Consider the following 12,346-nt stretch of genomic DNA (forward strand, 5'->3'; position numbering starts at 1 on the left):
AGAAGTGGCCGGTGGCAATGCAATCCGTGGCAGCCGCGTCGGTGCGGGACCGATGGGCGAAGCCGAACGTGGCGAGTCCGCGCCGCGTGTGGTCGTGTCGTACTGGTGCTCCAACGGGCACCACACCCGTCCGAGCTTCGCGCAGGAGCACGGCCTCGCCGTGCCCGAGACGTGGGACTGTCCGCGATGCGGCCTGCCCGCCGGCCAGGACCAGGACAACCCGCCGGCACCGCCGCGCGTCGAGCCCTACAAGACGCACCTGGCCTACGTGAAGGAACGTCGCAGCGACGAAGAAGGCGCCGTGATCCTCGACGAGGCACTGGACACCCTGCGTCAGCGGGGCCTCATTCGCTGACCGCCATACGGCACTTGCACAAAGCCCGGGACACCTGGTCGTCCCGGGCTTCGTGCATCTCTCGACGCATCGGCTCAGACGTCTGGTCTCGTCCGACAGTCCCGAAGGCGTGGTTCCATTTGCCGGTGTAGACGGGGAAGACGCTGGCCTGGCCGAAGTCCTTGATCTCCGCGGCCAGCTTCGTCGACACGAACAGGTCCTCGCGGGCGACACCGGAGGTGTGTACGCCCTCGCCGACGCCGCGCTCGTTGCCGTAGGCCTGCGCGGTGTCGATGTTGCGGTAGCCGATCTCGATCGCTGCTGTGACGGCGTCAGCTGCCTTCTCGTCGTCGATGAACCAGGTGCCCAGCCCCCAGCTTGGGGAGCTCAACGCCGCCGGTCAGGGTGTAGGTCTCGTTCAGGATGCTCATGATGGTCACCTTCCGTCGGTGGTGGGCAGCTGGCCGTACACCTCGTCGGTGACCGGCTCGAGCCATTCGTTGCTGACGCCCTCGCCGGAGGTGATGAAGGCCAGGTGGGAGAACCAGGAGTCGGCCTTCGCGCCGTGCCAGTGTTTGGTGCCGGCCGGGACGCGGATCGCGGTGCCCGGGACCATGCTGACCGGTTCTTCGCCGTCGGCCTGGTACCAGCCGGACCCGGCGGTGCAGATCAGGACCTGATCGCCTCCGCCGTCGGTGCCGTGGTGGATGTGCCAGTTGTTGCGGCACGCGGGCTCGAAGGTGATGTTGTTGACTGGGATGCTCCCGTAGACGACCGGGGCGTTGTAGCTCTGCCCGATGAAGTACTGTGCGAAGGCGTCGTTGGGCTTCCCGGTCGGGAAGATCTGCTCGAATGCGTTGTCACTCATGCTGTTTCCTTGGTATCGAAGATGTTCTTGGCGACGGTCATAGCGGACATGCCGTTGGGCCACCCGGTGTAGAACGCCAGGTGCAGGATTGCTTCTTTGAGCTCGTCCTCGGTGGCCCCGTTGGTGCGGGCGTAGTCAAGGTGAAAGGTCAGTTGTTCGGTCTTGCCGGTCGCGACGAGTGCGGCGACGGTGATCAGGCCGCGGTCCCGTTTGGACAGCCCCTTGCGTTCCCATACCTGGTCGAACAGCACCTTGTCGGTGTAGTGGACCAGCCCGGGGGCGAAATCGCCGAACGCTCGCTGCCCTCCGGTCCAACCGGTCGCTTGTGGTGTGTCGTGGTCGGTCATGGTGTGTGGTCTCCTTCTGTTGGTGAAGTGGCGTGGGCGGGGTCGGTTCGCTCGGTGGCGGCCATCTCCTCGGTGGGGGCGAAATGGGCAAGCTCGTCGGTGCTCCACGCAAGTGGCCTCTGATCGTTCATGCGGTCTCCTGCACGCCACCCAGGAGCGGCCCAGAAGACGAGGCGACCGCACCACCCATCGCCCACACCGCGATGGCCCGGCCACGTGTCCTGGCTTCGGACCCAGGCGCGGCCGTCGGCGGTCGCGGCAGGGACCGAGGCGATTGAGGCCTCCGGCGTAACCAGGGTGCTGGGGGCGGTAGGACTCGTCACGTCATCCAGTACATAAGGGTCTCGTCGCCGCAAACAGGTCGCGTTATCGGGGGTACCGGCACAACCTGGCTCCCAGGGACGACACGCCTACGGTGGAGGGGTGGACAACCGAGCAGAGATCCGGGACTTCCTGTCAACCCGGCGCGCGAAGATCACTCCTGACCAGGTGGGTCTACCCAGCAGCGGACGCCGCCGCGTGCCTGGACTACGCCGCGAAGAAGTCGCCGTGCTGGCCGGGGTGAGTCCCGAGTGGTACACCCGCCTCGAAAAGGGCCACATCACCGGAGTGTCCGACGAGGTCCTGCACGCCGTCGCCGCTGCGCTACGGCTGAATGACATCGAACGAGAGCACCTATTCAACCTCGCCCGCGCCGCCAAACCCGCCCGCACCCCTGGTCAGCGTCGCAAACCCCACGTGTCGGCCAGCATGCAACGAGTCCTGGACTCCATGACCGGCGCCGCCGCATTCGTGCGCACCGGCCGCCTCGATATCGTCGCCGCGAACACGCTCGGAGCCGCGCTGTACTCTCCGGTGCTGAGCAACCCGCACCATCGCGGCAACATCGCCCGATTCAACTTCCTCGATCCCCGCGCCGTCGACTACTACCCCGACTACGGCGGCGCCCTCTCGGTGGCCGTTGCGCTGCTACGAACCGAAGCCGGCCGCAACCCTCACGACCCCGCTCTCACCGAACTCATCGGCCAACTCGCCACCCAAAGCGAGGCATTCCGCACCCGCTGGGGAACCCATGACGTCCGCGCACACAAAGGCGGCATCAAAACGTTCAACCACCCCGAAGTCGGATACCTCGAACTCGCCTACGACTCCATGGAACTCATCGCCGCACCCGGCCTAATCCTGACCGCCTACACGGCCGAACCCGCTACCCCCTCAGCAGACAACCTCAACCTCCTCGCCAGCTGGGCCGCCACCGACCATCCCGCCGTGCACAGCCCCACGACCAAGACCCGAACTCGATCGGTGTATCTCACGGCACCGGATCGGCGCCGCTGAGCATGGCCAGTTGCGCGTCGGTCACCTCGGGCGCCGCGGCGCTGGCCGTGATCAGCAGATTCAGCAGGTCTCGCTGAGTTTCGACATCGGTCAGCTTCAGGCCGAGGCGTTCCATCATCACCAGCGGCACGGCGCGTGCGCGTTCGCGCAGCGCCAGTCCCTGGTCGGTCAGCTCGATGACGAGAGTCCGTTCGTCTGCGTCGTCGCGTCGTCGGGTGACATGCCCGAAAGACTCCAGTCTGCGCACCAACGGTGACAGCGTCGCCGGCTCCAGTGCCAGGGCGGTGCTGAGTTCCTTGAGCGACTGCCGTCGGCGTTCCCACATCGCGAGCATGACGAGGTACTGCGGATGCGTGAGGCCGAGCGGTTCGAGCACCGGGCGGTGGGCGCCGATGACGGCTCGGGAGGCTCGCGACAGCGCGAAGCACACCTGCTGCTCGAGGGCGAGCGGATCGTCGGTCATCTTGTCTCCGGGAGCGTGTCTGGGAAGGACGACTGGCAGATACTACCGGGATCCGCATATTATTAGTGCACTAAACATTAGTGTATGAAGGAGTTGCGACGATGGTTGAACGGATCCGGCCGGTGAAGACGCCCATCCCGAAGGACACCACGGGTCTGTCGTGGTGGTACCGCCTGACCTGGCGTTTGGAATACCTCGGGGTGTCGGTCACCGGGCCCGGCGAACAGCCGCTGGCACGCGACCCGCGAGAACGGCTGCGCCGGGAGCGGACCCAGCGGGTTGCCGACAACCTGGCGGCTGCCGGGCGTCGGGAACCCTGAGGCCGGAGACGACCGCCGGCCCCGCGGCAGAGTGAACGAGCAGGCTCAGAGGTGTGCTGCGGCGGTCGAGTCCAGCCACCAGATGGTCTGCTCGCGACCGCGGACACCGCTGGCGGGCACGTCCCATCGATCGGCATCGGGCGCCAGCGCAGAAGCCACCGCGTCTGCCTTTTCGGCGCCCGCCACCATCAACCAGACCTGGCGGCTGCGGCACAGGCACTCGTACGTCAGCGAGACCCGGGTCGGCGGCGGCTTGGGGGAGTCGTGCACCGCAACCGCGATCGCGTCCTCGATCCGCTGCGCCGGGTGATGCGGAAACAGCGATGCGACGTGACCATCCGGTCCCACGCCCAGCATCACGACGTCGAAGACCCCGTCACCCGCCTTGTCGCCTCGAATGGCCGACGAGTATGCCGCAGCACTCGCCTCGGCATCAGCCACCAGATCGGGGCCGGCCACCCGGTGCACGTTGGCTGCGGGCAGCGGCAGCGCGGACAGCGCCGCTTGGTCGGCCTCGGTGTCATTGCGCTCCGGGTCTCCGGCCGGCAGGAATCGCTCGTCGCCCCACCACAGATGCAGCGCAGTCCAGTCGATGCCCGATGCCTGCGGCAGAGCTTGCAGCGAGAGACCGCCCATCGACCCGCCGGTCAGCACGATGTGCGCAACACCGCGAGCCTGTTGAGCGGCGACGATCTCGGCGATCAGCCGCTCGGAAATCGCCCGGCCCAGTTCGTCCTTGGTGTCGCGCCTCTCGATCGTCATGACGCCGTCCCGCCGGCCGCAGCGGTCCTCTTGGCCGTCGCTGTGCGGGGCGTGGCCTTCGTGGCTGCGGTCCGCGTTGCGGTGGCCTTCTTCGTCGCCTTCTTGGCGGTCGTCTTCTTGGCGGTCGCCTTCTTCGCGGTCGCCTTCTTCGCGGTCGCCTTCTTCGCCGTCGCCTTCCCGGCCGCCGAACTGCTCGAACCACCCGACCCAGCGTCACGCGCCGCCTGTTTGTCGGCTTCGGATTCACCCGGTGCGCCCGCCGGCGGCGACATCTTCTCCAGCGTCCGCGCACTGACTCCGCGTTGCGCAGCCTTGGCCGCGGCACGCTTGGCTCTGCTCGGCGACGGTGCGCTGCCGTTCGCGACGGCCTCGGTGGCCGTCTTGCCGGAGTTGATCACCAGCGGCATACCGCGCACGAGCGCCTCGCGGTAGACCTCGTCCTTGTCCAACCGGCGCAACTCCTCGCTGAGTGACTCCGCTGTGCCGGGACGCGTGAGATCGAGCCGGCGGGTCGGCTGGCCGGGTTGGGTGAGCGTGGCGGACCCACCGGTGCGCACCAGGTCGATTGGACCGGAGGCGCGCTCCATGCGCACGCTGACCAAACCGACACCCGGCTTGGCCTTGGTGCGGCGCACCGGGCACTTCAGCCGGACCGCGAGCCAACCGGCGAGCAGGTCGGTGCTTGCCGAATCCGTGGCACCCGTCACGGTGACCGCGGTCACCGACTCGTAGGGCGGTTGGTCGAGCGCTGTCGCCAGCAAGGCACGCCATCGGGTGGTGCGTGCCCATGCCATGTCGGAGTCGCCGTTGGCGTACTCCTCGCGACGCTTGCGCAGCTCCTTGCGCGGGTCCTTCGACAGCGAGGCATCGGTGATCCGGCGGGTCGCGATCTTGCCGATGGCCGAACCGGCGACGTCATTCGCGTGCACCGGCCACCAGGCCACCACAGGGGAGTCCGCAGCCAGCAGCGGGGTCACGACACTCGCGCCGTGCGCGGCCAACTCGCCATACAGCCGCAGCACGACGATCTCGGCGACACCGGCGTCCCCGCCGATGCGCACCTGTGCGTCCATCCGGGTCGCGCCGCGGGCGTTGCTGCGTACGAGCGCGATGATCCGGCTGGGGTGCTGACGGCTGGCCTGGGTGGCGGCCTTCAATGCCTCCTCGGCGCCGGCCTCGTCGGTCACGATGATGAGAGTCATCACCCGGCCGAGGGTCATGGCGCCGACGTCATTGCGCATCCGCACCAGCGCCTTGCTGACGTCCTTGGTGGTCGTGTCGGGCAGGTCGATGATCATGGCATCCTCCACTGTCGCCCGTCGCGTTCCATCATCTTGTCTGCGCTCGACGGACCCCATGTGCCGGCCTCGTAGGCCTCGGGCCGCCCCTTGCGGGCCCAGAAGCGCTCGACCGGGTCGAGGATCTGCCAGGACAGCTCGACCTCTTCGTGCCGCGGGAACAACGGCGGGTCACCGAGCAGCACGTCCAGGATCAGCCGCTCGTAGGCCTCGGGGCTGGACTCGGTGAACGCAGCGCCATACCCGAAGTCCATCGTGACGTCGCGCACCTCCATGGAGTTCGCGCCGGGCACCTTGGAACCGAACCTGATCGTGGTGCCCTCGTCCGGCTGCACACGTATGACGATGGCGTTCTGGCCGAGCTCCTCGGTCGCGGTGTCCGCGAACGGCAGATGCGGCGCGCGTTTGAAGATGACCGCGATCTCGGTGAGCCGCTTGCCCAGGCGTTTGCCGGTGCGCAGATAAAACGGCACCCCCGCCCAGCGGCGGGTGTGGAACTCGAGCTTCATCGCGGCATACGTCTCGGTGGTGGAGGCCGGGTCGATGCCGTCCTCCTGTAGGTAGCCGATGACCTTCTCGCTGCCCTGCCAACCAGCGGAGTACTGGCCCCGGGCGGTGGCCGCAGCCAGGTCGTCGGGCAGTGCGACGGCCGCCAGGACCTTCTCCTTCTCGGTGCGAAGCGCGTTCGCCGCAAACGAGTTCGGCTGCTCCATCGCAGTCAGCGCGGCCAGCTGCAGCAGATGGTTCTGTATGACGTCGCGCGCCGCGCCGATGCCGTCGTAATAACCGGCACGGCCGGCGATACCGATGTCCTCGGCCATCGTGATCTGCACGTGATCGACGTAGTGCGAGTTCCACACCGGCTCGAACAGCTGGTTGGCGAAGCGCAACGCCAAGAGATTCTGGACAGTCTCCTTGCCCAGGTAGTGGTCGATGCGGAAGACCGAATCCGATGGGAACACCCGCTCCACCGTGTGGTTGAGGGCGCGTGCGCTGGCCAGGTCGTGACCGAAGGGCTTTTCGATGACAACGCGCCGCCACGAGTCGTCGGTCGGCTCGGACAAACCGCAGCGCTCGAGCTGGTTGCACACGGTCGAGAAGGCACTCGGCGGCACGGACAGATAGAACGCGACGTTGCCGCCGGCCCCCCGCTCCTCGTTGAGTTCGTGCACCTGACGGGTCAGCTCGTCGAAGGCGGCGTCGTCGTCGAAGGTGCCGGTCACGAAACGCAGGCCGTCGGCCAGGTGGCGCCACACCTCCTCACGGAAGGGAGTGCGGGCGCCGGCCCGGACCGCGTCATACACGATCTTGGAGAAGTCCTGGTCGTCCCAGTCGCGCCGGGCGAAACCCACGAGGCAGAAACCCGGCGGCAACAGGCCGCGGTTGCTCAGGTCGTAGATCGCGGGCAGCAACTTCTTGCGGGCCAGGTCTCCGGTGACACCGAACATCACCATGCAGCACGGACCCGCGATGCGGGGAAGCCGACGGTCGTCGGCCTCCCGCAGCGGGTTGTGACCGCGGGCTACACGCGCAGGACTCATGAAGCAGTGACCTGGGCGATCGCCTGCTGGATCTGAGCCAGACCGGCGTCGTGGTCGGTCAGGTGCAGCTGCAGCACCGGTCGACCGTGGTCGGCGAGCACCGAGGCGTCACCGGCCGACTGGGAGGCGATGAATTCGCCCAGGGTGAACTCGCGGCCCGGTATGGCGAGATCCTCGATCGGCGTGGTCGTGATCTGCAGGTAGATACCGTCCGCCGGACCACCCTTGTGGTACTGACCGGTCGAGTGCAGGAAGCGCGGACCGAAACCGAAGGTCACCGGGCGGTTGAGCTTGGTCGCCAGGGGCACGCGGACATCCGCCAGGGACTGGTCGGCGATGCGATCGACATACGCCATGACCGCGAGATAGCCGTGCTCGGGCAGCTGACCGAGCAGCGCCGAGATCGCGGCCGACACGGTGTCGGCACTGCCCAGGAAGTCCGGACCCATCGAGCGCACCTCGACGGCACCGTCGGTGAAGGCCGGTGCGGATGCCGAACCGGTGCCCTTGCCCAGCAGCTCGCGGGCGGCAGCCTTGGCGGACTCGACGTCCGGCTGGTCGAACGGGTTGATGCCGATCAGCCGGCCGGCAGCCGCGACGGCGACCTCCCACAGGAGCATCGCGGCGCCCAGCGAACCGCTGACCTGGACCGCCGTGTCACCGGGGTGGGCCGACTCGTCGTCGCCCGAGACCAGGTAGACCCAGAGTTCGTCCGCCAACAGCGGCCCGGTCGGAGCATCGCCCACCACGACCGGCAGCAGACCCTTGCCGTCCTTGCCGGTGCTCTCGGCGATGAGCTGCTCGGCCCAGTCGCCGAAGCCGACGTTGGCGGTGCCGGCGCTGATCAGCAGGATCTTGTCACGCAGCGGAGAGGTGCCACCGAGCGCGGCGCCGAGGCGCAGTGCCGGGTTGTCGACATCATCGGTGGCGAACAGGTCGCTGACGGCTTCGGCTTCGTCCAGCAGCCGGCCGATGTCCGCACCGGCCAGACCGCTGGGCACCAGGCCGAAGGCGGTCAGGGCGGAGTAGCGGCCGCCGACCCCGGCGTCGGCATTGATGACGGTGTAGCCGGTCTCGCGGGCGTCCTTGTCGAGCGGGCTGCCGGGGTCGGTCACGACCACGATGCGCTCGGTCGGGTCGATGCCCGCCTCGCGGAACGCCTGCTCGAACACCCTGCGCTGGGAGTCGGTTTCGACGGTCGAGCCGGACTTCGACGACACCACGACGACCGTGCGGTCGAGGCGATCGGCCACAGCGGCGCGCACCATGTCCGGCTGGGAGGAGTCGAGCACGGTGATCGGCACACCGTCGGTGGCGCAGATGACCTCGGGGGCAAGAGACGAGCCACCCATGCCGCACAACACGACGCGGTCGAGACCGGCGTCGGTGAACTGTGCGCGCAACTGGGTGATCTCTGCGACGAGTGGTCGCGAGGTCTCGGCGAGGCCGACCCAGTCGAGCCGTTTGGCGGCCTCGGACTCCGCTTCCTTGCCCCACAGGGTGGCGTCCTTGGCGAACAGGCGGCTGGCGAAGTTCTCCTTCACCAGCACCGGAACTGCCGATTCGATGGCGTCGGCGGCATCGCCGACAGCGACGATGCTCACGTCGGAGGTGGTCACTTGGCAGCACCTGCCTTGTCGAGCTCCGACTTCACCGAGTCCAGCAGCTCGTCCCAGGACTTGTCGAACTTCTCGACACCCTCACGTTCGAGGACGGCCACGACGTCGGCGTAGGAGATGCCCTGGCCTTCGAGAGTGTCGAGCACCGCGGCAGCCTCGTCATACCTGCCGGTCACCTGGTCGCCGTTGGGCTCGCCGTGGTCGGCCAGCGCTTCGAGCGTCTTGGGCGGCATCGTGTTGACGGTGTCGGACACCGCGAGGTCGACGACATACAACGTGTCGGGGTAGGCCGGGTCCTTCACGCCGGTGGAGGCCCACAACGGACGCTGCCGGTGGGCACCGTCCGCAGCGAGGGTCTGCCAGCGCGGGGTGGCGAAGACCTCTTCGAAGGCCTGGTAGGCCAGCCGCGCGTTGGCGACGCCGGCCTTGCCCTTGAGGGCCTTGGCGTCCTCGGAGCCGATGGCGTCCAGGCGCTTGTCGATCTCGGTGTCGACCCGCGACACGAAGAACGACGCCACCGAGCGGATCGAGGAGAGGTCCTTGCCGTTCTCGCGGGCCTGCTCGAGCCCGGCGAGGAAGGCGTTCATGACGCCGCGGTAGCGCTCCAGCGAGAAGATCAGCGTGACATTGACGCTGATCCCGTCGGCGAGGGCGGCGGTGATCGCGGGCAGGCCCTCGACGGTCGCCGGGATCTTGATCATGGCGTTGGGCTGGTCGACCTTGGCCCACAGTTTGCGGGCCATGGCGATGGTGCCGTCGGTGTCCTTGGCCAGGCGGGGGTCGACCTCGATCGACACGCGACCGTCCTGGCCGTCCGTGGCGTCGTACACCGGGCGCAGCACCTTTGCGGCGTTGTGCACGTCCTGCGTGGTGATCTCGAAGACAGCGTCGTCGACCGGCGTGCCGGCCGCGGCGAGCTGTGCCACCTGCTCGTTGTATGCCGATCCGTCGGACAGCGCGCCCGCGAAGATCGTCGGGTTGGTGGTCACACCGACGACGTTGCGGTCGTCGATGAGCTTTTGCAGATCACCGGATCCGATCAGCGTGCGGCTCAGGTCGTCCAACCAGATCGAGACGCCTATGTCGCTGAGTGCCTGAGTATTCGTTGTCATCTCACATGCCTCCTGAAAAACGTCGAGAGAGAGTTCCGCAGGTGCGCCGGGCCCACCGGCGCACCTGATGGTGCTGGGCGATCGTGCTCAGCCGGCTGCGACTGCGGCGATCGAGTCCTGTGCGGCGGTGACGACGGCCTCGACGGTGAAGCCGAACTTCTCCAGCAGCAGTTTGCCGTCGGCGCTGGCGCCGAAGTGGTCGATGCCGATGGCACGGCCCGCGTCGCCGACGATGTCGTGCCACCCGAAGGGTGTCGCGGCCTCGACGCTGACCCGGGCGCGCACCGAGGGCGGCAGCACCTCGTTGCGGTAATCCTCGGGCTGCTGCTCGAACCACTCACGGCACGGCATGGACACCACACGAGCAGCAACGCCGGACTCGGCCAGGGTCTTCCGCGCCTGAACGGCCAGGTCGACCTCGGACCCGGTCGCGATGAGGATCACGTCCGGCGTGCCATCGGTGTCGGCCAGCACGTAGGCGCCCTTGGCGACGCCGTCCGCAGAGGCGTATTCAGTGCGATCGAGGGTCGGCAGCGCCTGACGGGACAGCACCAGCGCGGCGGGACGGTCGAAGTGCTGCAGGATCGTGCGCCACGCGACCGCTGTCTCGTTGGCATCGCCCGGCCGGATGACGTCCAGGCCCGGCATCGCGCGCAAGGTGGCCAGGTGTTCGATCGGCTGGTGCGTCGGGCCGTCCTCGCCCAGACCCACCGAGTCGTGTGTCCACACGAAGGTCACCGGCAGCTTCTGTATGGCGGCGAGGCGCACGGCCGGGCGCATGTAGTCGGAGAAGACCAGGAAGGTTCCGCCATACACGCGGGTCAGGCCGGACAGCGCGATGCCGTTGAGTGCCATACCCATGGCGTTCTCGCGGATGCCGAAGTGCAGCACGCGGCCGTATGGCGAGCCGCTCCACGCTGTGGTCTGCCAGTTGTCCGGCACGAAGCTGGGCTGGCCTTCCATGGTCGTGTTGTTGGACTCGGCCAGGTCCGCCGAGCCGCCCCAGAGTTCCGGCATGACCGGACCGAGTGCGGTGAGGATCTTGCCGGAGGCGGCACGGGAGGCGATGCCCTTGGCGTCGGCCTCGAACGTCGGGAAGGCGTCCTCGAATCCGTCGGGCAGACCGTTGCCCAGCAGACGCTCAAGGAGTGTGTGGCCCTCCGGATTGGCGGACTTCCAGGAGTCGAAGGACGTCTGCCACTGTGCGTGCGCCTCGCGGCCGCGGTCGGCGACCTTGCGGGTGTGGGCGATCACGTCGTCCTCGACCTCGAAGGTCTTGTCGGGGTCGAAGCCGAGCAACTTCTTGGTGGCAGCGACCTCCTCGTCGCCGAGTGCGGAGCCGTGCGCCTTGCCGGTGCCCTGCTTGGTGGGTGCCGGCCACGCCAGCACGGTCTTCAGCGCGATCAGCGACGGCTTGTCGGTGACCTGCTTGGCTTCTTCGATGGCGGCCAGCAGCGCGTCGACGTCTTCGACATACGTGCCCTCGTCGCCCTTCGGGCTGGACCCGCGGCGCCAGTCGACCTCCTGCACGTGCCAGCCGTAGGCGCGGTAGCGGGCTGCGACGTCCTCGGTGAACGAGACGTTGGTGTCGTCCTCGATCGAGATCTGGTTCTGGTCGTAGAAGGCGATGAGGTTGCCGAGCTCCTGGTGACCGGCGAGCGAGCCGGCCTCGGCGGAGACGCCCTCCATCAGGTCACCGTCCGAGGCGATGACCCACACGCGGTGGTCGAAGGGGCTGGTGCCGGGGGCGGCGTCGGGGTCGAGCATGCCGCGCGTGCGGCGAGCAGCCATCGCCATACCGACGGACGAGGCGATGCCCGAGCCGAGCGGGCCGGTCGTGATGTCGACACCCTTGGTGTGGTGGACCTCGGGGTGACCCGGCGTGAGCGAACCCCAGGTGCGCAGCGCCTTGAGGTCGTCGAGTTCGAGGCCGTAGCCGCTGAAGTAGAGCTGGATGTACTGCGTCAGGCTCGAGTGGCCGCAGGAGAGGACGAAGCGGTCGCGGCCGATCCACTCAGGGTCGCTCGGGTCGATGCGCATCACCTGCTGATAGAGCAGGTAGGCAAGTGGCGCGAGGCTCATCGCTGTGCCGGGGTGGCCGTTGCCGACTTTCTGCACGGCGTCGGCGGCGAGCACCCGGACGGTGTCCACGGCACGCACGTCGATGTCCGACCATCCGGCGGCGTCTGCGACCGGGGTGGATAACGAGGCGTCCCGGTTGCCCAGGTGGTTTGCGGGGTTCTGGCTCACGACTGAGTGCTCCTAGAAAAAGTGGAGATCTTGAACTTCCGCAAACGAGCCTAGACCCGGGGACCTTTCATCGGTCACACAGTCTCGGCGGGCT

The 12,346-nt window shown here is 67.8% G+C and carries 14 protein-coding genes; 3 read left to right on the forward strand and 11 right to left on the reverse strand.

The annotated features are described in order from the left end of the window. The first annotated feature begins 4 nt into the window (after positions 1 to 4). The gene (locus BKA23_RS07340; RefSeq protein ID WP_145226844.1) at positions 5 to 355 is read left to right on the forward strand and encodes an RNA polymerase-binding protein RbpA; all 351 of its coding nucleotides are present in this window, start codon (positions 5 to 7) and stop codon (positions 353 to 355) included. Here BKA23_RS07340 and BKA23_RS17780 read toward each other — a convergent pair. From BKA23_RS17780 to BKA23_RS18120, 4 genes are read right to left on the reverse strand one after another with little or no spacing between them, the layout of a single operon-like run. Further along, positions 345 to 725 carry an aldo/keto reductase gene (locus BKA23_RS17780; RefSeq protein WP_246104507.1) on the reverse strand — a complete coding sequence of 127 codons (381 nt, stop codon included), beginning with the start codon at positions 723 to 725 and terminating at the stop codon, positions 345 to 347. The two genes, BKA23_RS07340 and BKA23_RS17780, sit on opposite strands and share 11 nt — an antisense overlap. Positions 726 to 770: 45 nt before the next feature. Continuing rightward, entirely contained in the window at positions 771 to 1,202 is a 432-nt protein-coding gene (locus BKA23_RS07350; protein ID WP_145226846.1) for a cupin domain-containing protein, read from the reverse strand. Then, entirely contained in the window at positions 1,199 to 1,549 is a 351-nt protein-coding gene (locus BKA23_RS07355) for a carboxymuconolactone decarboxylase family protein (RefSeq protein WP_145226848.1), read from the reverse strand. The genes BKA23_RS07350 and BKA23_RS07355 overlap by 4 nt, the downstream gene beginning before the upstream one ends. After that, positions 1,546 to 1,680, reverse strand: a complete 135-nt coding sequence (locus BKA23_RS18120; RefSeq protein ID WP_281287539.1) for a hypothetical protein — start codon at positions 1,678 to 1,680, stop codon at positions 1,546 to 1,548. Before BKA23_RS18120 ends, BKA23_RS07355 begins: the two co-directional genes overlap by 4 nt. Before the next feature lie 292 nt (positions 1,681 to 1,972). Here BKA23_RS18120 and BKA23_RS07360 point away from each other — a divergent pair, with 292 nt between their 5' ends. After that, positions 1,973 to 2,887, forward strand: coding sequence for a helix-turn-helix transcriptional regulator (locus BKA23_RS07360; RefSeq protein ID WP_145226850.1), 915 nt, complete (start codon positions 1,973 to 1,975; stop codon positions 2,885 to 2,887). On the opposite strand, the gene BKA23_RS07365 is transcribed toward BKA23_RS07360, so the two are convergent. Further along, positions 2,862 to 3,350 (reverse strand): MarR family winged helix-turn-helix transcriptional regulator, encoded by a 489-nt coding sequence (locus BKA23_RS07365; protein ID WP_145226852.1) that lies wholly within the window; start codon positions 3,348 to 3,350, stop codon positions 2,862 to 2,864. The genes BKA23_RS07360 and BKA23_RS07365 overlap by 26 nt on opposite strands. A 101-nt stretch (positions 3,351 to 3,451) precedes the next feature. On the opposite strand from BKA23_RS07365, the gene BKA23_RS07370 reads away from it, so the two are divergent. Then, on the forward strand, positions 3,452 to 3,670 hold the full coding sequence (locus BKA23_RS07370; RefSeq protein WP_145226854.1) for a hypothetical protein: 219 nt from the start codon (positions 3,452 to 3,454) through the stop codon (positions 3,668 to 3,670). A 45-nt stretch (positions 3,671 to 3,715) separates the two neighbouring features. Here the strand turns inward: BKA23_RS07370 and pgl are convergent, their stop codons facing one another. The 6 genes from pgl to tkt all read right to left on the reverse strand — a co-directional run bounded on the left by pgl (position 3,716) and on the right by tkt (position 12,252). Beyond that, on the reverse strand, positions 3,716 to 4,432 hold the full coding sequence (gene pgl / locus BKA23_RS07375; RefSeq protein WP_145226856.1) for a 6-phosphogluconolactonase: 717 nt from the start codon (positions 4,430 to 4,432) through the stop codon (positions 3,716 to 3,718). Beyond that, entirely contained in the window at positions 4,429 to 5,730 is a 1,302-nt protein-coding gene (locus tag BKA23_RS07380) for a glucose-6-phosphate dehydrogenase assembly protein OpcA (protein ID WP_145226858.1), read from the reverse strand. The genes pgl and BKA23_RS07380 overlap by 4 nt, the downstream gene beginning before the upstream one ends. Continuing rightward, entirely contained in the window at positions 5,727 to 7,271 is a 1,545-nt protein-coding gene (gene zwf, locus BKA23_RS07385; protein ID WP_145226860.1) for a glucose-6-phosphate dehydrogenase, read from the reverse strand. Before zwf ends, BKA23_RS07380 begins: the two co-directional genes overlap by 4 nt. Further along, positions 7,268 to 8,890: a glucose-6-phosphate isomerase gene (locus BKA23_RS07390; RefSeq protein WP_145226862.1), complete on the reverse strand. Its 1,623-nt coding sequence runs from the start codon at positions 8,888 to 8,890 to the stop codon at positions 7,268 to 7,270. The genes zwf and BKA23_RS07390 overlap by 4 nt, the downstream gene beginning before the upstream one ends. Then, positions 8,887 to 10,002: a transaldolase gene (gene tal / locus BKA23_RS07395; RefSeq protein WP_145226864.1), complete on the reverse strand. Its 1,116-nt coding sequence runs from the start codon at positions 10,000 to 10,002 to the stop codon at positions 8,887 to 8,889. Before tal ends, BKA23_RS07390 begins: the two co-directional genes overlap by 4 nt. Positions 10,003 to 10,089: 87 nt before the next feature. Next, positions 10,090 to 12,252, reverse strand: coding sequence for a transketolase (gene tkt, locus BKA23_RS07400; RefSeq protein WP_145226866.1), 2,163 nt, complete (start codon positions 12,250 to 12,252; stop codon positions 10,090 to 10,092). Between the last annotated feature and the right edge of the window lie 94 nt (positions 12,253 to 12,346).

It is taken from the genome of Rudaeicoccus suwonensis, from assembly GCF_007829035.1.
Classification (GTDB): domain Bacteria; phylum Actinomycetota; class Actinomycetes; order Actinomycetales; family Dermatophilaceae; genus Rudaeicoccus; species Rudaeicoccus suwonensis.

What these genes read in the sequence shown, in the direction of transcription:
- BKA23_RS07350 (WP_145226846.1), bottom strand. Translation starts at nt 1,202, where the DNA reads ATGAGTGACAACGCATTCGAGCAGATCTTCCCGACCGGGAAGCCCAAC.
- BKA23_RS07355 (WP_145226848.1), bottom strand. Translation starts at nt 1,549, where the DNA reads ATGACCGACCACGACACACCACAAGCGACCGGTTGGACCGGAGGGCAG.
- BKA23_RS18120 (WP_281287539.1), bottom strand. Translation starts at nt 1,680, where the DNA reads ATGAACGATCAGAGGCCACTTGCGTGGAGCACCGACGAGCTTGCCCAT.
- BKA23_RS07365 (WP_145226852.1), bottom strand. Translation starts at nt 3,350, where the DNA reads ATGACCGACGATCCGCTCGCCCTCGAGCAGCAGGTGTGCTTCGCGCTG.
- BKA23_RS07370 (WP_145226854.1), top strand. Translation starts at nt 3,452, where the DNA reads ATGGTTGAACGGATCCGGCCGGTGAAGACGCCCATCCCGAAGGACACC.
- pgl (WP_145226856.1), bottom strand. Translation starts at nt 4,432, where the DNA reads ATGACGATCGAGAGGCGCGACACCAAGGACGAACTGGGCCGGGCGATT.
- BKA23_RS07380 (WP_145226858.1), bottom strand. Translation starts at nt 5,730, where the DNA reads ATGATCATCGACCTGCCCGACACGACCACCAAGGACGTCAGCAAGGCG.
- zwf (WP_145226860.1), bottom strand. Translation starts at nt 7,271, where the DNA reads ATGAGTCCTGCGCGTGTAGCCCGCGGTCACAACCCGCTGCGGGAGGCC.
- tal (WP_145226864.1), bottom strand. Translation starts at nt 10,002, where the DNA reads ATGACAACGAATACTCAGGCACTCAGCGACATAGGCGTCTCGATCTGG.